At 69.9% G+C, this 24,085-nt stretch carries 18 protein-coding genes; 10 read left to right on the forward strand and 8 right to left on the reverse strand.

What is annotated here, in order from left to right:
- Window positions 1–234 precede the first annotated feature (234 nt).
- From WS78_RS03470 to WS78_RS03485, 4 genes are all read right to left on the reverse strand, one after another.
- Window positions 235–1,404, reverse strand: coding sequence for an MFS transporter (locus tag WS78_RS03470; RefSeq protein ID WP_059583532.1), 1,170 nt, complete (start codon window positions 1,402–1,404; stop codon window positions 235–237).
- A gap of 115 nt (window positions 1,405–1,519) precedes the next feature.
- Entirely contained in the window at window positions 1,520–2,179 is a 660-nt protein-coding gene (bluB, locus tag WS78_RS03475; RefSeq protein ID WP_038753415.1) for a 5,6-dimethylbenzimidazole synthase, read from the reverse strand.
- Window positions 2,180–2,422: 243 nt separating this feature from the next.
- Complete coding sequence (locus WS78_RS03480) at window positions 2,423–3,427, reverse strand: 2-hydroxyacid dehydrogenase (RefSeq protein ID WP_038753417.1); 1,005 nt, start codon at window positions 3,425–3,427, stop codon at window positions 2,423–2,425.
- Window positions 3,428–3,474: 47 nt separating this feature from the next.
- Window positions 3,475–4,455 (reverse strand): LysR family transcriptional regulator, encoded by a 981-nt coding sequence (locus WS78_RS03485; protein ID WP_010105992.1) that lies wholly within the window; start codon window positions 4,453–4,455, stop codon window positions 3,475–3,477.
- A gap of 934 nt (window positions 4,456–5,389) precedes the next feature.
- Between WS78_RS03485 and WS78_RS03495 the strand changes: the two genes are divergently transcribed.
- Complete coding sequence (locus tag WS78_RS03495; protein ID WP_038753420.1) at window positions 5,390–6,604, forward strand: pyridoxal-phosphate-dependent aminotransferase family protein; 1,215 nt, start codon at window positions 5,390–5,392, stop codon at window positions 6,602–6,604.
- Between the two features lie 27 nt (window positions 6,605–6,631).
- Here WS78_RS03495 and WS78_RS03500 read toward each other — a convergent pair whose 3' ends face one another.
- A complete protein-coding gene (locus WS78_RS03500) occupies window positions 6,632–7,579 on the reverse strand; it encodes a helix-turn-helix domain-containing protein (protein WP_038753468.1) in 948 nt (315 codons plus the stop codon).
- A 152-nt stretch (window positions 7,580–7,731) separates the two neighbouring features.
- On the opposite strand from WS78_RS03500, the gene WS78_RS03505 reads away from it, so the two are divergent.
- Window positions 7,732–8,622 (forward strand): DMT family transporter, encoded by an 891-nt coding sequence (locus tag WS78_RS03505; RefSeq protein ID WP_038753424.1) that lies wholly within the window; start codon window positions 7,732–7,734, stop codon window positions 8,620–8,622.
- Between the two features lie 631 nt (window positions 8,623–9,253).
- Here the strand turns inward: WS78_RS03505 and WS78_RS03510 are convergent.
- A complete protein-coding gene (locus WS78_RS03510) occupies window positions 9,254–10,468 on the reverse strand; it encodes an MFS transporter (protein ID WP_059583536.1) in 1,215 nt (404 codons plus the stop codon).
- 81 nt (window positions 10,469–10,549) lie between these two features.
- Window positions 10,550–10,774 (reverse strand): hypothetical protein, encoded by a 225-nt coding sequence (locus WS78_RS38140; RefSeq protein WP_081989932.1) that lies wholly within the window; start codon window positions 10,772–10,774, stop codon window positions 10,550–10,552.
- On the opposite strand from WS78_RS38140, the gene xdhA reads away from it, so the two are divergent.
- The 8 genes from xdhA (at window position 10,748) to WS78_RS03555 (ending at window position 22,508) form a co-directional block, all read left to right on the forward strand.
- Window positions 10,748–12,265, forward strand: a complete 1,518-nt coding sequence (xdhA, locus tag WS78_RS03520) for a xanthine dehydrogenase small subunit (protein ID WP_059583538.1) — start codon at window positions 10,748–10,750, stop codon at window positions 12,263–12,265. The two genes, WS78_RS38140 and xdhA, sit on opposite strands and share 27 nt — an antisense overlap.
- Before the next feature lie 30 nt (window positions 12,266–12,295).
- Window positions 12,296–14,659, forward strand: coding sequence for a xanthine dehydrogenase molybdopterin binding subunit (gene xdhB / locus WS78_RS03525; RefSeq protein WP_059583541.1), 2,364 nt, complete (start codon window positions 12,296–12,298; stop codon window positions 14,657–14,659).
- A 305-nt stretch (window positions 14,660–14,964) separates the two neighbouring features.
- A complete protein-coding gene (locus tag WS78_RS03530) occupies window positions 14,965–15,747 on the forward strand; it encodes a substrate-binding domain-containing protein (protein ID WP_059583671.1) in 783 nt (260 codons plus the stop codon).
- A gap of 597 nt (window positions 15,748–16,344) precedes the next feature.
- Window positions 16,345–16,749 (forward strand): nuclear transport factor 2 family protein, encoded by a 405-nt coding sequence (locus tag WS78_RS03535; RefSeq protein WP_038751827.1) that lies wholly within the window; start codon window positions 16,345–16,347, stop codon window positions 16,747–16,749.
- Window positions 16,750–17,296: 547 nt separating this feature from the next.
- Window positions 17,297–19,573, forward strand: coding sequence for a TonB-dependent receptor (locus WS78_RS03540; protein WP_059583544.1), 2,277 nt, complete (start codon window positions 17,297–17,299; stop codon window positions 19,571–19,573).
- Window positions 19,574–19,612: 39 nt separating this feature from the next.
- Entirely contained in the window at window positions 19,613–20,404 is a 792-nt protein-coding gene (locus WS78_RS03545) for an ABC transporter ATP-binding protein (protein ID WP_038751832.1), read from the forward strand.
- On the forward strand, window positions 20,398–21,432 hold the full coding sequence (locus tag WS78_RS03550; protein WP_059583546.1) for an ABC transporter substrate-binding protein: 1,035 nt from the start codon (window positions 20,398–20,400) through the stop codon (window positions 21,430–21,432). The genes WS78_RS03545 and WS78_RS03550 overlap by 7 nt, the downstream gene beginning before the upstream one ends.
- Window positions 21,429–22,508: a FecCD family ABC transporter permease gene (locus WS78_RS03555; RefSeq protein ID WP_038751837.1), complete on the forward strand. Its 1,080-nt coding sequence runs from the start codon at window positions 21,429–21,431 to the stop codon at window positions 22,506–22,508. The genes WS78_RS03550 and WS78_RS03555 overlap by 4 nt, the downstream gene beginning before the upstream one ends.
- 587 nt (window positions 22,509–23,095) lie before the next feature.
- Here WS78_RS03555 and WS78_RS03560 read toward each other — a convergent pair.
- On the reverse strand, window positions 23,096–24,043 hold the full coding sequence (locus tag WS78_RS03560) for a LysR family transcriptional regulator (protein WP_059583549.1): 948 nt from the start codon (window positions 24,041–24,043) through the stop codon (window positions 23,096–23,098).
- Window positions 24,044–24,085 lie beyond the last annotated feature (42 nt).

The raw sequence follows: 24,085 nt of genomic DNA on the forward strand, positions 1-24,085 counted from the left end.
GACGGCGCGACGCGATTCGCGCCTTTCGATGCGTCGACGTTCGCTTGCGCGGCGAGCCAATCGCCCAAGCCGGACCGGCGCGCCGCGCATGCGATCACGTCGCGCGGCCGACGGCCACGCCGATCGGCAGCGCGCCGTTCGTCGAGCGCGATTCAACGGGGCGATCGATCCGTTGCCGGCGGCGCATCATCCGGCCTGCCGCGCAGCGAATCGCTGCCTCGCGCGCTCCGCGCATCAGGCGCATTCGGCCGGCCCCGGCACCGCGCGCCGTTCGAGCGACGCCGACCACAGCGTGAGCGCGAGCGCCGCCATCGCGAGCACGGCGCCCGCCCACGGCAGCTTCGCGAGCGGCACGCCCGCGTGGATCGCGGTGCCGCCGAGCCACGCGCCGAGCGCGTTGCCGAGATTGAACGCGCCCTGGTTGAGCGTCGACGCGAGATTCGGCGCGTGGCTCGCGCGGTCGACGATCAGGATCTGCAGCGGCGGCACGATCGCGAACGCGAGCACGCCCCACACGAAGATCGTCACGAGCGCGGGCATCGGCGTACGCATCGTGCCCGCGAACGCGGCGAGCACGACGCCGATCGCCGCGAGCGTCGCGACGAGCGACGGCATCCGCCGCCAGTCGGCGAGCTTGCCGCCGACGGTGCCGCCGACCGTCAGGCCGAGGCCGAAGAGCAGCAGCACGAGCGTGACGTCGTGCGGCGTGAAGCCCGTCACGTCCTCGAGGATCGGCGTGATGTACGTGAACACGGTGAAGAGGCTCGCCGACGCGAGCACGCTGATGCCGAGCACCATCAGCACCTGCGGATTGCGCAGCACGCCGAATTCGCGCGCGATGCCGGCGGCGGGCATCTCGAGGCGCTTCGGCACGCAGACGGCGAGCGCTGCTGCCGCGAGCGCGCCGATGCCGGTGACGGCCCAGAACGTCGCGCGCCAGCCGAACGCCTGGCCGAGCGCGGTGCCGAGCGGCACGCCGAGCACGTTTGCGAGCGTGAGGCCGGTGAACATCAGCGCGATCGCCTGCGCGCGCTTGTTCGGCGCGACGAGGCTGCTCGCCACGACCGAGCCGATGCCGAAGAACGCGCCGTGGCAGAACGCGGCGACGACGCGCGCGATCATCAGCGCCGTGTAGCCGGGCGCGATCGCGCAAAACAGGTTGCCGACGATGAACACGCCGATGAGCGAAAGCAGTGCCGCCTTGCGCGGCATCTTCGCGGTGACGACGGCGAGAATCGGCGCGCCGATCGTCACGCCGAGCGCGTAGCCGGACACGAGCATGCCCGCCGCCGGAATCGACACGCCTAGGTCGCGCGCGACGTTCGGCAGGAGGCCCATGATGACGAACTCGGTGGTACCGATACCAAACGCGGCAACGGCAAGGGCGAAGAGGGGCAGCGGCATGGACGACTCGCGGGAGGGCCGCCGCCTCCGGCGCCGCGGGATGCGGCGCGCCGATGGAAGCGAGCGGGACAGCCGCGATTTTATCTCAGGGAAAACCCCTGTGTTTAGGGCCTGATCAGGTGTTGCGCGCAGGCGTCGGCGCGGTGTCCCAGCCGTTCTCGTACAGGCATTCCTCGAGCGGCATCCGCGTGGCCCACCGCTCTTCCTCGAGCATCGGCTTCGCGTAGAACGCGTCGACGTGGCCGAGGCATAGCACGGCGATCGGCTTCGCGCCGTCCGGCATCGCGAGCAGCCGGCGTAGCGCGTCGACGTCGAAGAGCGACACCCAGCCCATCCCGAGCCCCTCGGCGCGCGCGGCGAGCCACATGTTCTGGATCGCGCAAGCGGCCGACGCGAGATCCATCTCCGGCAGCGTGCGGCGGCCGAACACGTGCCGCTCGCGCCCGTCGGCGAGCGCGACGACGAGGAGCTCGCCGCATTCGCGCACGCCTTCGACCTTCAGCCGCATGAATTCGTCGTGCCGCTCGCCGAGCGCGTCGGCGGTCGCGCGGCGCTCGGCGTCGACGAGCGCGTGAATGCGCTCGCGAAGCGCGGGGTCGGTCACGCGGATGAAGCGCCACGGCTGCATGAAGCCGACGCTCGGCGCGTGATGCGCGGCGCGCAGCAAGCGCGCGAGAACGGCGGGATCGACCGGGGCGGACGTGAAATGGCGCATGTCGCGCCGCTCGAAGATCGCCCGGTAGACGGCGGCGATCGCGGGTTCGTCGAAACGCATGGTGAACTGGCGAAACGGGTGGAGGCGAAGAATCGCCGCAACGATAGCAGACTCGCGCGGCGCGCCAATAAGGGGTTTAGCCGACGGGGCCCGACCCGCCGAATCGGCGTGCCGGAGCACGACGCAAGGTCCGCGGCCCACGGCGTGAGGCGCAAGGCCCAAGGCGCAAGGCCCAAGGCCCAAGATCCAAGGCCCATACGGCCTACGCCGCACTGCCCACGGCGCGTCCGCCCCCGCTCGCCGTCAGCCCTGCTGCACCGCGTCGACGACGTTTCGCGGCGCGCCGTCCTGCCATGCGCGGATGTTCGACAGCGTCGTATGCGCGATCTCCGCGAGCGCCTCGCGCGTGAAGAACGCCTGGTGCGACGTGACGATCACGTTCGGGAACGTGAGCAGCCGCGCGAGCACGTCGTCCTGCAGCGGGCGATCCGAATGGTCTTCGAAGAAGAGCCCGCTTTCCTCCTCGTAGACGTCGAGCCCGAGATGCCCGAGCTGGCCCGTCTTCAGCGCGTCGATCAGCGCCTGCGTGTCGACGAGGCCGCCGCGGCTCGTGTTGATCAGCATCGCGCCCGGCTTCATCCGGGCGAGCGCGCCGGCGTCGATCAGGTGATGGGTGGCGGGCATCAGCGGGCAGTGCAGGCTCACGATGTCCGATTCGGCGAGCAACTGCTCGAGCGGCACGTAGCGCACGCCGAGCGCGATCAGCGCGTCGTCGTGCGGCGGCAGCGAATGCGCGAGCACGCGCATTCCGAAGCCCGCCACGATCCGCGCGAACACGCTGCCGATAAGGCCCGTGCCGATTACGCCGACCGTCTTGCCGAAGAGATCGAAGCCGAGCAGCCCGTTCAGCGAGAAGTCGCCTTCGCGGGTGCGCGCGACGGCGCGCGGCAGGCGGCGGTTGAGCGCGAGGATCAGCGCGACCGCGTGCTCGGCGACCGCATGCGGCGAGTAGGCGGGCACGCGCACGACGATGAGCCCGAGCCGGGCCGCCGCCGCGAGGTCGACATGGTTGAAGCCCGCCGAGCGCAGCGCGATGAGGCGCGTGCCGCCCGCGGCGAGCGCCTCGAGCACGGCGGCGTCGAGGGTGTCGTTGACGAACGGGCAGACGACCTCGTAGCCGCGCGCGAGGATCGCCGTCTCCGCGTCGAGATGGGAAGGCTGGAAATGCAGCCGGTAGCCGAACGACTGGTTGGCGGCATCGAACGAATCGTGGTCGTACTGCCGGCTGCTGAAAAGAATCACGCGCACGCTTTGCCTCCGGTAAAGGGTGCGCATTAGTTTACTTCAGCCGAGCGTCACTGGAGCCCCGTGACGACGTCGGGGCGCTTCGCCGTGCCGGCCTCGCGCATGAAGTAGTGGCCGTTCGTCTCGGTCTTCTGGCCGCCGAGGTGGTACAGCGCGTGCTCGACGAAGCTGCGGGTGCGCGCCGGCAGGAACTGGCGGTTCGGATAGACGATCGACAGCTGCGTGTCGGGATCGTCGATCCGGTAGTCGCCGAGAATCCGCACGAGCTCGCCGCTTTCCAGCGCGTCGGCGATGTAGCTTTCCGGCAGCACCGAGATGCCGGTGCCGGCGAGCGTCGCCGCGCGCACCATCGATGCGCTGTTGACCGTGTAGACGGGCTGCAGCGACACGACGTGCGTGAAGTGATCCGGATCGACGAAGCGCCAGGTCGACGAGTGCTGGTCGGCCGGCAGCGCGATGCACGCATGGCGGACGAGATCGTCGGGCCGGTGCGGCGCGCCGTGCCGTTCGATGTACGAAGGCGCGGCGCACAGCGCGAGCGTGTTCGGCATCAGCGGATGGCCGATCAGCGCCGGGTTGCCGTCGAGGCGGCCGCCTGTGACGAGGCCGGCGTCGTAGCCGGCTTCGATCACGTCGAGCGGCCCTTCGGTCAGCGTCAGCTGCACGCGGACCTTCGGGTACTGACGCCGGTAGCTGTCGACGAGGGGCGTGACCCGGCCGGGCGACAGCAACCCGGACACGGCGACGCGCAACGTGCCGACGGGCTCATGAACCGCCCGCTCGACGGATGCCTCGAGCTGATCGAACTCCTCGAGCAGCGCCCGGCAGCCGTCGAGGTAGCGGATGCCCGCTTCCGTCAGCGACAGATTGCGCGTCGTGCGATGGATGAGGCGCGTGTTCAGATGTGTCTCGAGCATCGCGATCGAACGCGTGACGAGCGCATTCGATACGCCGAGTTTCCGCGCCGCTCGCCGGAAGCTCTGCAGTTCTGCAACACATACGAAAACACGCATGGTCTGGATTTGGTTCATAGCTTTCGTTGGCCCATTAAATGATTATGTTGTGTTTTTCGCCTTCGATCATGGCAAGCCGCCGGCTGTCGGATCAGCACAGAACTTGTCTTAAATATCGAATCATCGAAGGCTGGGCAAATTGTTCAATAAGCTGAGTGCATCAGTCAACTAAATAATTATTTCATCTCGAATGTAATAAATCGGTCGTCGGGATCGGCGATCCCTATTTTCGGGGTGTGAACCGATTCCGAGATTTGCGCGGATGATATTCGACGAATGCGACAGTTTTAATCCCTGCGAGGCGTCCGCGCGGCGCGGCCGGCGCGGTACCGTTTCCAGTACGGTACTCCGCTGGTTCGGAGTGCGCAGCGCCGTGCGGCGCACGCCGTTCGAGCATTTTTCCGGGGATTTTTGTGAGCGGATTGCAATGCGGTCTAAGGTTCTTTTCCGGCGCGGAACAAATAAATTTGCTGCATCGCATCGAATGGTTAATGCAAGCTTTTTCGAAAAGCTTGACGGTTCGGGTTGCAAAAAATGATTTTTCGATTTAGTGGGAGGCGGATTTGATGACGATTTGGCCTATTCGGACGGCGCGGGTGGGAATTTTCCGGGGGCGTCGCGCGAGAAAAGCGCCGGCGGCCGAATAAGAAGAAAGGCGGGCCGCGGCGGGCGTCAAGTACTGATGCGTCGCAGGCGGGCCGTCGACGACCGCGGGCGACGGCGGGCGCGGCGAGCGGCGAACCCGGTTCGCCGCGGCCCGGGGCGGCCGCGGCCGGCTCGCGGCAACGCAGGCGCGCGGGCGAAGCGGGCCGGCAGGATGCGTCGCCGCGCTGCCCGCCGCCGCCGTCGCGCCCATCCGAAGCTCGCGTCGATCAAAACACTTGCGTATTGCAACGGTTCGCGGAATGATCGATCGATCACCGTATTCTCAACCCGTTGTTCCGCTCAGCTCATGTCCACGACCGATCATTCGCCGATTCCCTGTCCCGTCGTCGTCCCGCTCGACGCGATTCTGCCCGAAGAACCGCTCCTCATGATGGGCGCGGGCCCCGTGCCGATCCCGGCGGCGGTGGCGAAGGCGAACACGATCGTGATCAATCACCTGGGCGCGACGATGGCGAAGATCATCGAGCAGGTGAAGGAAATGGCCCGCTACGTGTTCCAGACGCGCACGAAGTGGGTGCTGGGCGTCGCGGGCCCCGGTTCCGCGGCGATGGAGATGGCGATCTCGAATCTCGCGTGGCCCGGCACCCGGGTGCTGTCGGTCAAGAACGGCTTCTTCAGCGCGCGGATGGCCGAGATGGCGACGCGCGTCGGCGCGAGCGTCGCGTCGATCGACGTGCCCGATCGCGCCGTGGCGAGCCTCGACGAGATCGCCGACGCGATCGCGCGCGAGCGCCCGGAGATCGTCACGATCGTCCACGGCGAGACGTCGAACACGGTGTGGAACCGCCATCTGAAGGCAATCGCGACGATCGCGAAGGCGGCGGGCGCGCTCGTCGTCGTCGACGCCGTCTGCACGCTGTCGACGATGCCGCTCGACATGGACGCGTGGGGCATCGACGCGGTGATCACGGGCGGGCAGAAGGGGCTGTCGTCGATTCCGGGCGTGTCGCTGATCGCGTTCTCCGACGCCGCGTGGGAGCGGATGAAGAGCCGCCCGGCGCCGAACACGCACTGGTGCCTCGACATGGCGCTCGCCGAGAACTTTTGGCACAACGCCGGTTATCACTACACGGCGCCCGTGTCCGGCGTGCTCGCGCTGCACGAGGCGTTGCGGCTCGTCTGCGCGGAGACGCTCGAGAACCGCTACGCGCGGCATCTGCGCTGCTCGCTCGCGCTGCAGGCGGGCATCACCGGAATGGGGCTCGAGCTTTACGCGCCCGAGTCGTGCCGGCTGAACTCGGTGGTCGGCATCGCCGTGCCGGACGGGCTCACGCCGGGGCTCATCTGCGGACACATCTCGAAGCAGTACCAGGTCGAGATTTCGGGCTCGTTCGGCCTGCCGATCGTGCGCATCGGCCAGATGGGCGAGCAATGCCGCGAGCACAATCTGTTCCGCACGCTGCACGCGTTCGGCCGCACGATGATCGATCTGAAGGCGCCCGTCGATCTGCCGGCGGGCGTCTCGGCGCTCGAGCAGGCGCTGTCGGGGCGCGGCGAGTGACGCGGCGCGCGGCGATGTCCGGGCCGGCTACGCGGCCTGCATCGCCCGGCGGTACTCGCCCGGCGTCGCGCCGTGCGCATCGCGGAAGCGGTGGCTGAAGTGCGCGGCGTTCGCGTAGCCGCACCGCGCGGCGACCTGCGCGAGCGGCAGCGACGTCGCGCGCAGCAGCGTGCGCGCGCGAACGAGGCGCTGTTGCGCGATCCACGCGTGCGGCGCACGGCCGAACGATACGCGGAACATGCGCGAGAAGTGGTATTCGGACAGCGATGCGAGCGCCGCGAGCTCGCCGAGCGTCATCGGCTGCGTCAGGTACGTGTCGATGTAGTCGCGCACGCGGCGGCGCACGGCCGGCGCGAGCCCGCCCTTGAACGGCGTGTCGGCGCACGTCATGCTTTGCCCGCGCAACAGCAGGCTCAGCACTTCGTGCGAGGTTTCGTTCACGCGCAGCCGGCCGTCGGCGTCGTCCCAGCGCTCGAGCGCGAGCGAGCGGCATAGCGCGGCGACGCGCGCATCCTCGAAATACGTGCGATCGGCGAGCTTCAGCTCGCGCGGCTCGCGGTCGAGCTCGCGGATCGCGCGCTGCGCGAAGTGCTCCGGCAGGAAGTACAGGTGGACGAAATGCATTTCGCCGCGCACCCACCAGCGCGATTCATGATCGCCAGGCAGCGCGCAGAGCAGGCTCGGCGCGCCGTAGCGCGCGACCTTCTGCCGCTCGGTGCGGTAGCCGCCGTCCAGATAGCACGACAGCGTGTGATGGCCGGGCTGCGCGTAGACCGTTTCGCTTTCCTCAGTGATGCGCGTCCACTCGGCGATCGCGAGGTGATCGCCGAGCCATGCGAAGCGTTCGAGCGTCGCGTTCGCCTCGGCGAGCGTCCGGCAGACGGACTGCAGGCCGAACGGCACCTCGTCGCCGACGAAATCGGCGGCGGGCACGGACAGGCGCGCATCGAGCGCAGGCGTGGAGGGCGTATGCATGATGGGGCGAGTATAAGCGTGCGCGCGCGTGCACGGCCCGCCCAGGTGCAAATGACCGCAATTCCAGACAATCGGCGCCGGATGCGCGGCGGCATAGTCGGAATCGTGTTTCCGAATCCGAATCCGATTCCGTTTCTGCTTTCGAATCCGCCATGAATCTGTCGCTTTACGTCGTCACCGTGCTGATCTGGGGCACCACCTGGATCGCGATCAAATGGCAGCTCGGCAGCGTGCCGCCGCCCGTGTCGATCGCGTGGCGCTTCTGGCTCGCGGCGGCGGCGATGTTCGTGCTGTTGCGCGTGATGCGCCGGCCGGTCCGGCCGCCGCGCGAAGCGTGGCGCTATCTCGCCGCGCAGGGCCTCGCGCTCTTCTGTCTCAATTTCCTGTGCTTCTACTATGCGGAGCAGGTCGTGCCGAGCGGCCTCGTCGCCGTGGTGTTCTCGACCGCGCCGCTGCTGAACTCGATCAACGGACGCGTGTTCATGGGGCGGCCGCTGCGGCCGTCCGCGGTTGCCGGCGCGCTGCTCGGCCTGGCGGGCATCGCGTGCCTGTTCTGGCAGCAGATGGCGGGGCACGTCGACGATCGCGCGACCTGGATCGGCCTCGCGATCGCGTTTGCGGGCACGATGTGCTTCTCGGCGGGCAATCTGCTGTCGAGCCGCATGCAGTCGATGGGACTTCATCCGCTCGCGACCAACGGCTGGGCGATGCTGATCGGCGCGACGATCGTGACCGTCGGCAGCGTCGCGGCCGGGCTGCCGCTCGCGATCGACACGAGTCCGCGCTATCTCGGCGCGCTCGTCTATCTCGCGGTGCCCGGCTCGGTGATCGGGTTCACCGCGTACCTGACCCTCGTCGGCCGGATCGGGCCGGAACGCGCGGCCTATTGCACGGTGCTGTTTCCGATCGTCGCGCTCGCCGTATCGACCGTGTTCGAGGGATATCGATGGTCGTCGCTCGCGGTGCTCGGGTTGATGCTCGTCGTCGCCGGGAATCTGGTCGCGTTCGATCTGACGCGGCGGCTCTTCGTGCGAGCCGCCTGAACGGGCGGCGTACCGTGCGGCGCGCGGTCCGTGTGGTGCATCCGATGCGGGGACGGCGGCGCGGTGCGTGCGGTCGAAGTCGTCTGCGACGGATACTGTTGCGCTGCCGACCGCCGACCGCGATTGTCGCCAATCGCCCAACAACTAAACGCCAGTCGTTCAAGCCTGCCGACAGTCAGCGCGCCCACGGACGACCAGCCGCCGTCGATCGTTAATCGCCACTCAATCGCGAGCCTCTGGCAGGCTGTTGAAAAACTACTTTGAGGGGGGGCTCGCAGACGGTTTCGCGGGTCGTCTACCTCTTCCCGAAGTCGCGCGAGCGGCTTGTAGAGCGTTTTACGAGGGCGGAAATTTTCAGCCGTAGTCCTCGCGAGAGAATTTCAGCAGCCTGCTAGCCACCGGCCGCCGTTTCCATTCGATTCATCACTCGCGGGCGCGCTCGCGCATCGCGACGGGCCGACGCAGCGGCTAGGCCAACACCCCCCGGCGGCCCGCAAGCTCGCTTGCGCGAAGGCGCGATGGCCGCATGAAACAAAGCCGCCCGAGATGCGCGGGCGGCTTCTTGGTTTTCTCGCTCTATGGTCGAGTCGCGGCCGGCCATTCGTCCGGTCGAGCGCCGTGCGGCAGGCGTTCAGGCCGCCGCGCCGCTGCCGGACAAGCGCGCCTGCCGCTGATACAGCACCGTCGACAGCGCGACGCCCGCCGCCGCCGCGACGGCCGCGCACAGGAACACCTGCGGATAGCCGAACGCGCCCGCGACGTAGCCGGCGAGCGGCCCCGTGATCCCGAGCGACAGATCGAGGAACACCGAATACGCGGACAGCGCCGCGCCGCGGCTCGCGGGCGGCACGAGCGCGACCGCCTCGACGCCGAGCGCCGGGAAGATCAGCGCGAAGCCGAAGCCCGTCAGCGCCGCGCCGACGAGCGCGACGTGCGGCACGGGCGCGAGCCACAACATCAGCAGGCCCGCCGATTCGAACGCGAACGACACGATCGCGACGCGGAACCCGCCGTGCGTCTTGATCGTGTTCGCGAACAGCAGGCGCGCGCCGATGAAGAGCGTGCCGAACACGGTCAGCGACAGCGCCGCGTTCGGCCAGTGGCGCTCCGCGTAGTAGAGCGTGATGAACGTCGCGATCGAGCCGAAGCCGGCCGAGCCGAGCGCGAGGCCGAGGCCGTGCGGCAGCACGCGGGTGAACACGCTCGCGTACGACATCCGCTCGCCGTGCACGAGCGGCACGGGCGCGATCAGCCGGGCGAGGTAATAGCCGAGCGCCGCGAGCGCGATCACGAGCACGCCGAGCACGGCGGGAATCAGCGCATGCGAGATCGCGACGCCGACGGGCGCGCCGATCGCGAGCGCGCCATACGTCGCGATGCCGTTCCACGAGATCACCCGCGCGTTGTTCGCGGTGCCGACGCGGCCGATTCCCCACAGGATCGCGCCCGTGCCGACGAGGCTTTCCCCGACGCCGAGCACGAGCCGGCTCGCGACGAGCAGCGTGATGCTCGCGGCCGGCCAGCGCACGAATGCGAAGGCGGACAGCAGCAGCGCGCCGCTCGCGCCGCATGCGGCGAGCCCGCGCAACACGGTGCGCTTCGGGCCGAGCGTGTCCGCGAAGCGTCCGGCGAGCGGCCGCGACGCGAGCGTCGCGAAGTACTGCACGCTGATTGCCGCGCCCGCGATGATCGCGGAAAAGCCGAGCTCGTCATGGACGAAGCCGGGCAGCACCGCGAGCGGCAGGCCGATCGTCAGGTAGCAGACGAACGTAAACGAAACGACGGAAACGATCTGCAGCGTCGTCGCGAACGCGCTGCGCGGGGAGGGGGCGGAATCGGCGGACATTGGGGGACGGAACGAAGACGCGCATCCGTTTGATGCGAAAGCCGAATTTTTACATGGAACCGGTTTTCTTGCATGTACCGCTTAGTTAAACGGTGTGCAAAGCGGCATATCGTCGCAGCGATATAAGCCGCATGCGCGCTCGGCTATGGGTTCCGGAATTTGACGGTGATAGCGTGCGAAATATGACGAAGACGCCGACGGCGGCGGTGCGCGCGCCGCTTGAGCACGGCGCGCGCCGCCGCCGTCCGGGCGTGTCCCCATTTTCGAGAACGACGCAACATGAGTGAGCCGATCCGTTTCTACCATCGTCAGGCGATCCGCGAAATCGGCGGCGCGAACGTCACCCGCACGGTGCTTCAGTATCTGCGCGAGGACGCGCGTTGCACCGGTACGAAGGAAGGCTGCGCGGAAGGCGACTGCGGCGCGTGCACGGTCGTCGTCGGCGAGCTGAACGACGCGGGCGGCGTCGATTTCAAGGCGGTCAACGCGTGCATCCAGTTCCTGCCGACGCTCGACGGCCGCGCGCTCTTCACGGTCGAGGATCTGCGCCAGCCGGACGGCACGCTGCATCCGGTGCAGGACGCGCTCGTCGAATGCCACGGCTCGCAGTGCGGCTTCTGCACGCCGGGCTTCGCGATGTCGATGTGGGCGCTGTACGAGACGCACGGGCACGAAGCGTCGCGCACGGGCCGGACGACGCCGTCGCGCGCCGAGATCGCCGACGCGCTGACGGGCAATCTGTGCCGTTGCACCGGCTACCGGCCGATCGTCGACGCGGCCGTGCGGATGTTCGACGCGCCGCCGCCGAAGGCGAGCGTCGACGTCGCCGCGCTCGCGCGCACGCTCGCGTCGCTGCGCCGCGACGACACGTTCCACTACGAGCACGCGGGCCAGTCGTTCGACGCGCCGCGCACGCTCGACGCGCTCGCGCGGCTGAAGGCCGACAAACCGGCCGCGCGCGTGCTAGCGGGCAGCACCGACGTCGGCCTGTGGGTGACCAAGCAGTTGCGCGAGCTGGGCGACGTGATCTACGTCGGCCAGGTGGGCGAGCTGCGCCGGATCGTCGAGCGCGACGAGTGGATCGAGATCGGCGCGGGCGCGACGGTGGAGGCCGCGTACGCGGCGCTCGCCGCGCACTACCCGGAACTGACGGAGATGTGGAAGCGCTTCGCGTCGCTGCCGATCCGCAACGCGGGCACGATGGGCGGCAACGTCGCGAACGGCTCGCCGATCGGCGATTCGATGCCGGGCCTCATCGCGCTCGGCGCGCGCGTCGTGCTGCGCGGCGGCGAGGCCGTGCGCGAGCTGCCGCTCGAGGATCTGTATCTCGGCTACCAGAAGACGGACATGGCCGGGCACGAGTTCGTCGCCGCGCTGAAGGTGCCGAAGCGCACCGGCGCGCGCGCGAACCTGCGCTTTCGCACGTATAAGGTGTCGAAGCGCTTCGATTCCGACATCTCGGCCGTTTGCGCGGCGTTCGCGTTCATCGCCGACGGCGACGCGATTCGCGCGCCGCGCGTCGCGTTCGGCGGGATGGCCGCGACGCCGAAGCGCGCGCCGCACGCGGAGCGCGCGCTCGAGAACGCCGTCTGGGACGAGGCCGCCGCGCTCGCCGCGATGCGCGCGCTCGAGAGCGACTATGCGCCGCTCACCGACATGCGCGCGACGAGCGCGTATCGGCTCGAGACCGCGAAGAACCTGCTGTACCGCTTCTGGCTGGAGACCCGCCCGCACGATCCTCTGCCCGCATCGGCCGTGAACGTGCGCGAAGTCGCCGCCGAGCCGGCCGCCTCCTGACCGATCGACGCCAAGCGGAGCCATCGCATCATGAACCAGCAAGCCGAACCCTTCCTGAGCGTCGCCGCCGACGCCGAGCGCGACGCGTTCAAGCAGGTCCACGTGTCGCGCCCGCACGAGTCCGCGCATCTGCACGTGAGCGGGCGCGCGACTTACACCGACGACATCCCGCTCGTCGCGGGCACGCTGCACGCGGCGCTCGGCCTGTCCGCGAAGCCGCACGCGCGGATCGTGTCGATGCGGCTCGACGCGGTGCGCGCGGCGGCGGGCGTCGTCGCGGTGCTGACCGCGGCCGATATTCCTGGCGCGAACGATTGCGGCCCGATCGTCCACGACGATCCGGTGCTTGCCGACGGCGTCGTCCAGTACGTCGGGCAGCCGATGTTCGTCGTCGTCGCGACGTCGCACGATGCGGCGCGTCGCGCCGCGCGTCTCGCGCAGATCGAATACGACGAGCTGCCGGCGATCCTGACCGCGCAGGCCGCGCGCGCGGCCGGCTCGTACGTGCTGCCGCCGATGAAGCTCGCGCGCGGCGACGCGGCCGCGCGGATCGCGCGCGCCGCGCATCGCGAGTCGGGCGAGATGACGCTCGGCGGCCAGGAGCAGTTCTATCTCGAAGGGCAGATCGCGTACGCGGTGCCGAAGGAGGACGGCGCGATGCACGTCTACAGCTCGACGCAGCATCCGAGCGAGATGCAGCATCTCGTCGCGCGCGCGCTCGGGCTCGCGTCGCACGACGTGCTCGTCGAATGCCGGCGGATGGGCGGCGGCTTCGGCGGCAAGGAATCGCAATCGGGCCTGTTCGCGTGCTGCGCGGCGCTCGCCGCGTGGAAGCTGCAGTGCCCGGTGAAGCTGCGCCCCGATCGCGACGACGACATGATGATCACCGGCAAGCGCCACGACTTTCATTCCCGCTACGACGTCGGCTACGACGATGCGGGCGTGATCGAAGGCGTCGCGGTCGACATGACGTCGCGCTGCGGCTTCTCCGCCGACCTGTCGGGGCCCGTGATGACGCGCGCGGTGTGCCACTTCGACAACGCGTACTGGCTGCCCGACGTGTCGATCGTCGGCCGCTGCGGGAAGACGAACACGCAGTCGAACACCGCGTTTCGCGGCTTCGGCGGCCCGCAGGGCGCGTTCGCGATCGAGTACGTCGTCGACAGCGTCGCGCGCGCGCTCGGCCGCGATCCGCTCGACGTGCGCCGCGCGAACCTGTACGGCAAGACCGAGCGCAACGTGACGCCTTACGGGCAGACGATCGAGGACAACGTGCTCCCCGAGCTGATCGCCGAGCTCGAGGCGACGAGCGCGTACCGCGAGCGCCGCGCGGCGACGCGCGCGTTCAACGCGGCGAGCCCGGTGCTGAAGAAGGGCATCGCGCTCACGCCGGTGAAGTTCGGCATCGCGTTCAACGTCACGCATTTCAACCAGGCGGGCGCGCTCGTCCACATCTACACCGACGGCTCGATTCTCGTGAACCACGGCGGCACCGAGATGGGCCAGGGGCTCAACACGAAGGTCGCGCAGGTCGTCGCGCACGAGCTCGGCGTCGGCTTCGCGCGGATTCGCGCGACGGCGACCGACACGAGCAAGGTCGCGAACACCTCGGCGACGGCCGCGTCGACGGGCTCCGATCTGAACGGTAAGGCCGCGCAGGACGCGGCGCGCCAATTGCGCGAGCGGCTCGCCGCGTTCGCGGCCGAGCGCTTCGGCGCCGGCGCGGCGAGCGCGGCCGACGTGCGCTTCGTGCACGACGAAGTGCGGGTGGGCGATGCGGCCGTGCCGTTCGAGGAAGTCGTCGCGCAGGCGTATCGCGCGCGCGTGCAGCTCTGGTCGGACGGCTTCTACGCGACGCCGAAGCTGCACTGGGATCAGGCGGCGCTGCGCGGGCGGCCGTTCTTCTACTACGCGTACGGCGCGGCGGTGTCGGAAGTCGTCGTCGACACGCTGACGGGCGAGATGCGCGTGCTGCGCGCGGATGTGCTGCACGACGTCGGCGCGTCGCTGAATCCGGCGCTCGATATCGGGCAGGTCGAAGGCGCGTTCATCCAGGGAATGGGGTGGCTCACGACCGAGGAGCTGTGGTGGAGCGACGGCGGCGAGCTGAAGACGCACGCGCCGTCGACATACAAGATTCCGACCGTCAACGATTGTCCGCCGGATTTCCGTGTGAGGCTGTTCGACAACCGCAACGCGGAGGACAGCATCCACCGGTCGAAGGCGGTAGGCGAGCCGCCGCTCTTGCTGCCGTTCTCGGTGTTTTTCGCGATCCGCGACGCGATTGCGGCGCTCGGCGAGTACGCGATCAATCCGCCGCTCGCCGCGCCCGCGACGGGCGAGTCGATCCTGCGCGCGGCGCAGGCGGTGCGCGCGGCGCGGGCGGGAGCGTGACGCGCGGCGATTGCGCGGCGGCGTGAGCGGGCATCGCGCGTTGGCGCGCACGAGGCGCGCGGTGTGACGATCGCCGCATCGCATCGCATCGCATCGCGTCGAATTGCATTTCACTGCATTGCATCGAATCGCATCAGACCGAATCGCGCCGAAGCCGCCCCTTTCGCGTGTGTTGCGCGAATGCGAGCGGCGACGGCGCGCCGTCGCCGGCCGATCCGTACAAACCAGCGCTATTCAGCGAAACCGGTTTCCGCGAAGATGACCGTCGCTTCCCATCCGACGATCGCCCGAACACGAAGACAACGATGAGACACGCCCTGACGAAGCAGATCGGCGTCGCGCTGCTGGTTGCGGCCGCCGCGCTCGCGCAAGCGCATGCAGCCGAGCTGCACGTGATGAATTCCGGCGGCTTCACCGCCGCGTACAAATTGCTCGCGCCGAAGTTCGAGGCGTCGACGGGCAACACGCTCGACATCGCCTATGGCCCGTCGATGGGCGCGACGCCCGAAGCGATCCCGAACCGGCTCGCGCGCGGCGAACCGGCCGATGTCGTGATCATGGTCGGCTACGCGCTCGACACGCTGATTCGCGAAGGCAAGGTCGATCCGGCCTCGCGCGTCGAGCTCGCCGATTCGCGGATCGGCGCGGTCGTGCGCGCGGGCGAGCCGGTGCCGGACATCGGCTCGCCCGACGCGCTGAAGGCCGCGCTGCTGCAGGCGAAGTCGGTCGCGTATTCGGACAGCGCGAGCGGCGTCTACATCGGGAACGAGCTGTTCAAGCGGCTCGGCGTCGAGGCCGAGGTCAGGCCGAAGGCGACGATGGTGCCGCGCATTCCGGTTGCGTCGAAGGTGGCCGACGGCACCTACGCGCTCGGCTTCCAGCAGGTGAGCGAACTGCTGCCGGTGCAGGGCGCGACGTTTGTCGGCAAGATTCCGGAGGCGCTGCAATCGGTCACGCGGTTCGCGGGCGGGATTCCGGTCGGCGCGAACCATCCGCGCGAGGCGCGCGCGTTGCTCGATTACCTGGCGTCGCCCGCGTCGGCCGACGACGTGCGCAAGACGGGCCTCGATCCGGTTCCGGCGCGCTGAGCCGCTGCGTCGCGGGCCGCGATGGCGCGGGTCTTGCGGCGGCGCGCTCGATATCCTTCGATCCCGCTTTGATGCATCGGCGTGGAGCCGTGCCCGTTGCGACGTCGCGCGTCTTGCAGCGGCGTGGGCATGCGCTGGCCCCAACGGACGCAGATGGAGTGCCTGCGATCGAGCGCGGCGCGTCGATTCGCGGCGCGCTCGATATCTCTCGATCCGGTTTTGGCGCGTCGACGTGGAGCGCCACCGTTTGCGATGTCGAATTTCGTGCAGCGGCGCAGACACGCGTCGGCCGCCCGGCGTGCTGATCGGGGGTGGAATGTCGCGGACGCTCGAGTCGACTGTCGGCGTTCGGTCGTGCGCGCGATCGCACCCAAGCGCATCGGCGCGTTGCGCCTTCGAGCGCGAACGGCATGTTTGCGGAAAAGTCCGCACATTGGCACGCGACATGCGCGTGCCGAGCGGCACACGCGGGAAACCAGCGTTCGTCGCCATTGAAAATAGCCGACGCGTGGATCGCATCGAATGCGCGCGCCGCGCGCATCGCGTAGACTCGCGGATTCGCGCGCCATGTGTCGCGCGCCTTGACGAGAGAAGCCCATGCAAGCGCATCAACCGTATTTCGATGAAGTCGTCGCCGGCTGCGACGCGATCGGCGGCTGGCTGTCGGGCGACGTATCCGGGCCCGAGGCGCTCGACGCGCTGATGGCGCGCTTCGCGCCGCACTTCACGATGATCGGCACCGACGGTAACGTCTACGATCACGCGGCCATGCGCGCGCTGTTCGCGCGGCTCGCCGGCCGCAAGCCCGGCTTGAAGATCACGTTTTCGGAGATGCGCGCGCTCGCGGCGGAGTCGACGCACGGCGTCGTCAGCTACTGCGAGTATCAGACGGACGCGACGGGCGAGTTGCCGACGCGCCGCTCGACCGTCGTGTTCGAGCGCGATTCGCAGACGGGCGCGGTGCGCTGGACGCATTTGCAGGAAACCTTCTGCGCGAAGTGAGCGCGTGCGGGCCGGCACGCGCGCCTGCAGCATGCAGGCGGCATGTCGTCGAACGCTTTGTTCCGTGATCGGCATGTGTCGGTCCGGATCGCTCGCGCGGACGTCGGGCGGGCTCGTGATGTGCCGATCGCGGTCGAATGTATCGTCCGCGCCGATTCCGACGGTTCTCCCGGTTCTCCCGATTCCTCGATTCCTCGATTCCTCGATTCCTCGACCTCGATCCCCGTGCAAAAGTAGGATGATATGTTATATCATCGTCCCCGCCGTGTAGGCGAACCGCAAGCAATCGCGATCGCGCGACGCGCGCGTCGCCTGCACACAAGCGCGCGTGCGCGACGCCGATGCGGCGGGGCCGTCGTCCCTGCCGCCGATCGACGGCGTCGAGTCGCCCGCGCGATGCCGATCAAGGTTGCGGGAGTCGACGAGCAGTGAACGTAGCGAAACAGGCGGGGCGCATCCGGGACCGCGAAACGGGGGCGACAGCGGGGACGACAGCGGGGCGCACGATGCGCGCCCCGGCATCGATGACGGCCGAGGCGGTTCGCCGATGAGCCGGATTCCACACGCGCCGTCGCGTTGCCGCGCGTTGCGCCGGACGCCCGCAGCGGCCGGCGCGCGCACCGCCCACGCCGCCCACGCCGTGCATTGTGACCAGGCGGCCTGCGCCGATCCGTCACGGCGCAGCACGACTATCGAGCGCTGCGTGACGGCGCTCGCGTGCGCGATGACGGCGTCCGGCGCGCTCGCCGCCGACGCGGACCCGGCCGAGCCCGCGCGCGAAAGCCATCGCGAACTGCCGACCGTGCACGTGACGAGCGGCGCGCCGCACGCGCCGCCGGCGCTGTCCACGCCGCTTTCGGCAGGCTCGCGTCTGAAGCTCGCGAGCCTCGACACGCCCGCGAGCGTCGAGGCGATCACGTCCGAGCAGATCGCCGCGCGCGGCGATCGCACGATCGTCGACGCCGTCACGCGCGCGGCGGGCTTCAGCACGGCCGCGGCGCCCGGCAACGGCGGCACCGCGCTCAGCGTGCGCGGCTTCGCGGGGCAGGAATCGGTGACGACGCTCGTCGACGGCGTGCGCCTCTATCCGGCCGCGGGCACGGCCACGTTCCCGTTCTCGACGTGGTCCGCCGAGCGGATCGAGGTGCTGCGCGGGCCCGCGTCCGTGCTGTACGGCGAAGGGGCGATCGGCGGCGTCGTCGACGTCGTGACGAAGCGCCCGAGCCGCGAGCGTTCGACGACGCTGCAGGCGGGCATCGGCACGCAAGGCGGCAAGCGCGTCGCGTTCGACACGACGGGCGCGCTCGGTTCGCATCTTGCCTATCGTTTCCACCTGAGCGACGAGCGCACGCGCGGTTTCGTCGATCGCGGCGACGCGCACACGACGGCCGTCGGCGGCGCGCTGAAGCTCGACGTCGACCCGCGTCTGTCGATCGCGCTCGATTTCGATTACGGCCGCCAGAAGCCCGCGACCTATTTCGGCGCGCCGGTGACGAACGGCGTACTCGATCGCGCGCTGCGCGAGCGCAACTACAACGTCGGCGACGCGACGATCGCCTATCACGACACGTGGACGCGGCTCGCCGCGACGTATCGCGCGGGCAACGGCGTGACGCTCGACGGCCAGCTCTATTACCTCGCGACGCGCCGCCATTGGCGCGACGCGGAATCGTACGCGCTCGACGCGGCGTCGCGCACCGTCGCGCGCGGCGACTATCTCGAGATCTTCCATCGCGAGCGGCAGTTCGGCGAGCGGCTCACGGCGCGCATCGACTCGCGCGTGCTCGGCCGGGCGAACCGGCTCGTGATCGGCGTCGAGTTCAACCAGATCGCGTTCGACGGCGCGAACAATTCGCCGTATCGCGGCGCATCGACGGTCGATGCATACGGCTTCGATCCCGGCGCGTTCGCGAGCCCCGATCCGACGCTGCCGCGCTTTCGCACGCGCACGCGCCAGGCGGCGGCGTTCGTCGAGAACCGGCTCGAAGTGCTGCCGCGGCTCGCGTGGGTGAGCGGGCTGCGCTACGACCATCTGTCGTTGCGACGCGACGATCTGATCGCGGGCGGCACGTTCGACAAGACCTTCGCGCACACCGGCTGGCGCAGCGGGCTCGTCTACGAGATCACGCCGAGCCTCGCCGCGTACGCGCAATACACGACGGGCGCGGAGGGCGTCGGCTCGCTCGTCACGCTGTCGGCGTCGCAGGCGAACTACACGCTCGCGACCGGCCGCCAGTGGGAAGCGGGCGTCAAGCACGAGATCGCGGAGGGCCGCGCGTACTGGACGCTCGCCGTGTACGACATCGTCAAGCGCGGTCTCGTCAGCACCGATGTGCTCAATCCGGCGCGTGCGCAGCAGGTCGGCCGCCAGTCGTCGCGCGGGGTCGAGCTCGCGGGCGGCGTGCGGCTGCCGGGCGGCGTGACGATCGATGCGAACGCGGCATGGCTGCGCGCGCGCTACGACGATTTCAGTCAGCGCACAGGCGATGCGGCCGTGCAGCGCGCGGGCAACGTGCCGCACGACATCCCGCAGCAGAGCGCGAACCTGTGGATCGGCTGGGCGTTCGCGCCCGGCTGGCAAGCGAACGCGGGCGTGCGCTACGTCGGCCGCCGCTACGGCGACGACGCGAACCTCGTGCCGGTGCCGTCGTACACGGTGTTCGACGCGTCGCTCGCGTGGCAGGCGACGCGCGACGTCGACGTCGCGCTCTATGCGCGCAATCTCGCGAACCGCACGTACGCGGCGTCGACGTCGAACGGCGGCGCGCAATGGCTGCTCGGGCCGTCGCGTTCGGCCGAGCTCGTCGCGACGCTGCGCTTCTAGCGCGCCGCCCATCCTGACGACCCTCGACGAGGCCCGCCCATGTCCGCGACACTCGACATCGAATGCCTGAGCTGGTCGCCGCCGGGCGCGCCCGGCGTGCTGCGGGAACTGTCGCTGACCGTGCGCGCGGGCGAGCTCGCGGGCCTCATCGGCCCGAACGGCAGCGGCAAGACGAGCGTGATGCGTTGCGCGTTCCGCTTCGCACGGCCGCAGGCGGGCACGGTGACGCTCGACGCGCAGGACGTGTGGCGCGCGTCGCCGCGCTGGAGCGCGCAGCGAATCGCGGTGCTGCAGCAGGAAGCGCCCGACGATTTCGGGCTGACGGTCGAGGAAGTCGCGCGGATGGGCCGCACGCCGCACAAGCGCCTGTTCGATGCGGACACCGCGGACGACGCGCGCATCGTCGAAGCCGCGCTGCGCGACGTCGATCTGTGGACGCGGCGCGAGCGGCGCTTCGCGTCGCTGTCGGGCGGCGAGAAGCAGCGCGCGCTGCTCGCGCGCGCGCTCGTCCAGCAGCCGGCGCTGCTGCTGCTCGACGAGCCGACCAACCATCTCGACGTGCGCCATCAGCTCGAATTGCTCGCGCGCGTGCGCGCGCTGCGCGTGACGACGCTCGCGACGATCCACGACCTGAATCTCGCCGCCGCGTATTGCGACCGGCTGCACGTGCTGGCGGGCGGGCGCATCGTCGCGAGCGGCGCGCCCGCCGACGTGCTGACGCGCGCGCTCATTGCCGGCGTGTTCGGCGTCGATGCGATCGTCGACGCGCACCCGGTGTCGGGGCGCCCGCGGGTCACGCTGATCTATCCGGAGGATGCCGAACGATGTTGAAACGAAGCGCTGCTTCGCCCGGCGCGGCGCGCGCGCACGCCGCCCGCACGCTGTCGTTCGCGACGGCCGCGATGATCGCCGCCGCTGCGACGACGGGCGATGCGATCGCCTTTCCGGTGACGGTGCGCAGCTGCGATCGCGACGTGACGTTCGAGCGCGCGCCCGCGCGCGCCGTGAGCAACGACGCGAACCTGACCGAGATGATGATCGCGCTCGGCCTGAAGAGCCGGATGGCGGGCTACACCGGCATCGCCGGCTGGAAGACCGGCAATGCGCGGCTGCGCGCGGCGCTCGCGGGCGTGCCCGAGCTCGCGACGCACTATCCGTCGCTCGAGGCGCTTATCGACGCGCGCGCGGATTTCTACTTCGCCGGCTGGGGCTACGGGATGAATCCGGGCGGCCCGGTCACGCCCGCGTCGCTCGAACGATTCGGCATCCGAACGTACGAGCTGAGCGAGTCGTGCTCGGACGTGATGCGCCGGCCGCCCGCGTCGTTCGACGACGTCTATCGCGATCTGACGAACCTCGGCCGGATCTTCGGCGTCGACGCGCGCGCGGCGCAGGTCGTCGGCGCGATGCGCGCGCGCATCGACGCGGTGCGCCGCGCGCTCGCGGGGGCGGGCGCGGCGCGCGGAAAGGCGCCGCCGCGCGTGTTCGTCTACGACAGCGGCACCGACAAGCCGCTGACGGCCGGCGCGCTCGCGATGCCGAACGCGCTGATCGCGGCGGCGGGCGGACGCAACGTGATGGACGACGTGCCGCGCAGCTGGACGCAGGTCGGCTGGGAGAGCGTCGTCGCGCGCAATCCGCAGGCGATCGTGATCGTCGACTATTCGGCGGTGACGGCCGAGCAGAAGAAGCGGTTCCTGCTGAGCCAGCCGGCGCTCGCGCAAGTGGACGCGATACGCGCGCGCCGCTTCATCGTGATTCCGTACGATGCGGCGACGCCCGGCGTCGAGAACGCGACGGCCGTCGAGACGATCGCGCGCGGCCTGCATCCGGACGCGTTCGCGAGGGCGGCGCGATGAGCGACGCGACGATCGTCGATGCATCGCATGGGTCTGCCGCATCGAGCGGCCGCCGATGGCGCGCGCGGCTCGTGCTGCCCGCGCTCGCGGCGCTCGTCGCGAGCTCGATCGTCGCCGCGGTCGCGCTCGGCGCGACACCGATCGCGCCGGCGCGCGTCGTCGCGATCGTCGCCGCGCACGTGGCCGATCTGCTGCGCATCGATGCGCTCGCGCCGCACGGCGCGTCGATCGCCGAAGACAGCATCGTCTGGCAGATCCGGCTGCCGCGCGCGCTGCTCGCGGCGCTCGTCGGCGCGACGCTCGCGATGGTCGGCGTCGCGTTGCAGGCGGCGACCGCGAACCGGCTCGCCGATCCGCATCTGCTCGGCGTGAGCTCGGGCGCGATGCTCGGCGCGGTCGCGGCGACGCTCGGCTTCGGCGCGGCGTTCGGGCCGCTCACGCTGTCGTTCGCGGCGTTCGCGGGCGCGCTCGCCGCAACCGCGCTCGTGATCGCGCTCGCGTACCGGCGCGGCCGGCTCGAATCGGATCGCCTGCTGCTCGCGGGCATCGCGGTGTCGTTCGTGATGACCGCGGTCGCGAACCTGCTGCTGTATCTCGGCGATCCGCGCGCCGCGTCGTCGGTGCTGTTCTGGATGCTGGGCGGCGTCGGGCTCGCGCGCTGGGATCTGCTCGGCGCGCCCGCGTGCTGCGCGGCGCTCGCGGCGCTGCTGCTGTTCGCGCGTCGCCGCGAGCTGAACGCGCTGATGTCCGGCGACGTCGCGGCGGCCTCGCTCGGCGTGTCCGTCGCGCGGATGCGCCGCGAAGTGTTCGTGATCGCGTCGTTCGCGACGGGCGCGATGGTCGCCGTGAGCGGCGCGATCGGCTTCGTCGGGCTCGTGACGCCGCATCTGTGCCGGCGTCTCGTCGGCGCGGAGCACGGGCGGCTGCTGCCCGTCGCGGGGCTGAGCGGCGCGGCGCTGCTCGTGTGGGCCGACGTCGCCGCGCGCACGCTCGCCGCGCCGGAGGATCTGCCGATCGGGATCGTCACCGCGGCGCTCGGCAGTGCGTTTTTCATCGCGCTGATGCGGCGGCGGTGAGCGAAGGCGTAGGCGAAGGCGTGGGCGTGGGCGCATGGGGCCGCGAATCGACGATTCGCGGTTCGGCGGGGAAGGCACGAAATTCAGTATATGAGGTCGCGACAAGATGCGATAAGGTCACGATAAGGTCGCGACAAACCCCTCATTGCTTGCTGGGCGGCGTCGAGTGCGCGCTGCGATTGGTGCGTGCTGGGATTGGCTCGGCGTGCCCGTGCGCGGAGCGGCGTTCGCGGTGCGGCTCCTCTTCGCGCATCGCCGCGGGCCGACCGCGCCGACGTTGGCAGACGTTGCCGCTGCGCTCAGCGGAGCGCTCTTCATCGCGCTGATTCGGCGGTGCGTGCGCGGTGCGATGGCGCGGGCGAGGGCCTTCGACGGATGCGTGCGCGACGTATCCGCGGGGCGTGCATCGTGTCGATGCGATGCGGTCCGGCTGCTTGTCGGCGTTTCGCTCTGCGATGCATTCGTTGGCGAACGAGCGACGCGCGGAGTAACCATCGACGGCTCGATACCGATGCCGACGCCGATACCGATACCGATACCGACGGCGTCGCGCATCACGCTCGCGCGGCACATTCGCCGCCGGCTCCTTACCGCCGCTTTCCCCGTACCGTCAACGCCGCCGACACATCGCCCATCAGCGCGCTCAGCCAATCGACGTCGGTTGGCCGATCGGGCGCCGGATGCCGGAGCTGATAGCAGCGAATGCGCGGAAACGGTACGGGCGGCTCGGCGACGACGAGCGGCAGCAGTTGCGCGTAATGGATCGCGAAGCGGCGCGTCGTCGTGAAGATCAGGTCCGACTGCAGCAGCACCTGCGGCACGAGCCCGAAGTACGGCAGCGTCGCGACGACGCGCCGCGCGATCTCCGCGCGCGCGAGGCCGATCTCGATCGCGTTGTGCCGCGCGCCGATGTACGGCGCGGGCGCGAGATGCGCGGCGTTCGCGTACGCGTCGCGCGTGAGCGGCGCGCGCGCGAGCGGATGGTCGCGCCGCATCAGGCAGACGACGGAGTCCGAGAACAGATCGGTGCGCACGAAGCGCGGATCGGGCTTCGGCCAGTTGCCGATCACGAGATCGAGCGCGCCCGCATCGAGCGCGGCGGCGTGATCGAGCGACGGATTCAGCGAATCGATTTCGAGCCGCGCGTGCGGCGCCGCCGCGCGAAAGCGCGCGATCAGCGTCGGCATGAAGAAGTCGTTCAGGTAATCCGGCGCGGCGATCCGGAACGTGCGGCGCGCGGTGTCCGGATCGAACGGGCCGTGCGGCGTCGCGACGAAGTCGATGTCGTGCAGCGCGCGCTCGGCGGCGCCGAGGAGCGACGCGCCGTACTCGGTCGGCACCATGCCCGTCTTGCCGCGCACGAGGAGCGGATCGCCGAGCGCGTCGCGCAGCTTGCGCAGCGCGGCGCTCACCGCGGGCTGGGTCTGGTTCAGGCGCAGCGCGGCCTGCGTCACGCTGCGCTCGACGAGCAGCGTGCGCAGCACGCGCACGAGCCACACGTCGAGCGACGCGGCGGGGTCTTGATCCCGTTGCATCTGCGGTGGGGAAGGCGGCATCAGGCGCAGGCGCAGGCGCGG

The organism is Burkholderia savannae (assembly GCF_001524445.2).
Lineage (GTDB): Bacteria > Pseudomonadota > Gammaproteobacteria > Burkholderiales > Burkholderiaceae > Burkholderia > Burkholderia savannae.

What these genes read in the sequence shown, in the direction of transcription:
- WS78_RS03470 (WP_059583532.1), bottom strand. Translation starts at nt 1,404, where the DNA reads ATGCCGCTGCCCCTCTTCGCCCTTGCCGTTGCCGCGTTTGGTATCGGT.
- bluB (WP_038753415.1), bottom strand. Translation starts at nt 2,179, where the DNA reads ATGCGTTTCGACGAACCCGCGATCGCCGCCGTCTACCGGGCGATCTTC.
- WS78_RS03485 (WP_010105992.1), bottom strand. Translation starts at nt 4,455, where the DNA reads ATGAACCAAATCCAGACCATGCGTGTTTTCGTATGTGTTGCAGAACTG.
- WS78_RS03495 (WP_038753420.1), top strand. Translation starts at nt 5,390, where the DNA reads ATGTCCACGACCGATCATTCGCCGATTCCCTGTCCCGTCGTCGTCCCG.
- WS78_RS03500 (WP_038753468.1), bottom strand. Translation starts at nt 7,579, where the DNA reads ATGCATACGCCCTCCACGCCTGCGCTCGATGCGCGCCTGTCCGTGCCC.
- WS78_RS03505 (WP_038753424.1), top strand. Translation starts at nt 7,732, where the DNA reads ATGAATCTGTCGCTTTACGTCGTCACCGTGCTGATCTGGGGCACCACC.
- WS78_RS03510 (WP_059583536.1), bottom strand. Translation starts at nt 10,468, where the DNA reads ATGTCCGCCGATTCCGCCCCCTCCCCGCGCAGCGCGTTCGCGACGACG.
- xdhA (WP_059583538.1), top strand. Translation starts at nt 10,748, where the DNA reads ATGAGTGAGCCGATCCGTTTCTACCATCGTCAGGCGATCCGCGAAATC.
- WS78_RS38140 (WP_081989932.1), bottom strand. Translation starts at nt 10,774, where the DNA reads ATGGTAGAAACGGATCGGCTCACTCATGTTGCGTCGTTCTCGAAAATG.
- xdhB (WP_059583541.1), top strand. Translation starts at nt 12,296, where the DNA reads ATGAACCAGCAAGCCGAACCCTTCCTGAGCGTCGCCGCCGACGCCGAG.
- WS78_RS03530 (WP_059583671.1), top strand. Translation starts at nt 14,965, where the DNA reads ATGAGACACGCCCTGACGAAGCAGATCGGCGTCGCGCTGCTGGTTGCG.
- WS78_RS03535 (WP_038751827.1), top strand. Translation starts at nt 16,345, where the DNA reads ATGCAAGCGCATCAACCGTATTTCGATGAAGTCGTCGCCGGCTGCGAC.
- WS78_RS03540 (WP_059583544.1), top strand. Translation starts at nt 17,297, where the DNA reads ATGAGCCGGATTCCACACGCGCCGTCGCGTTGCCGCGCGTTGCGCCGG.
- WS78_RS03545 (WP_038751832.1), top strand. Translation starts at nt 19,613, where the DNA reads ATGTCCGCGACACTCGACATCGAATGCCTGAGCTGGTCGCCGCCGGGC.
- WS78_RS03550 (WP_059583546.1), top strand. Translation starts at nt 20,398, where the DNA reads ATGTTGAAACGAAGCGCTGCTTCGCCCGGCGCGGCGCGCGCGCACGCC.
- WS78_RS03555 (WP_038751837.1), top strand. Translation starts at nt 21,429, where the DNA reads ATGAGCGACGCGACGATCGTCGATGCATCGCATGGGTCTGCCGCATCG.
- WS78_RS03560 (WP_059583549.1), bottom strand. Translation starts at nt 24,043, where the DNA reads ATGCAACGGGATCAAGACCCCGCCGCGTCGCTCGACGTGTGGCTCGTG.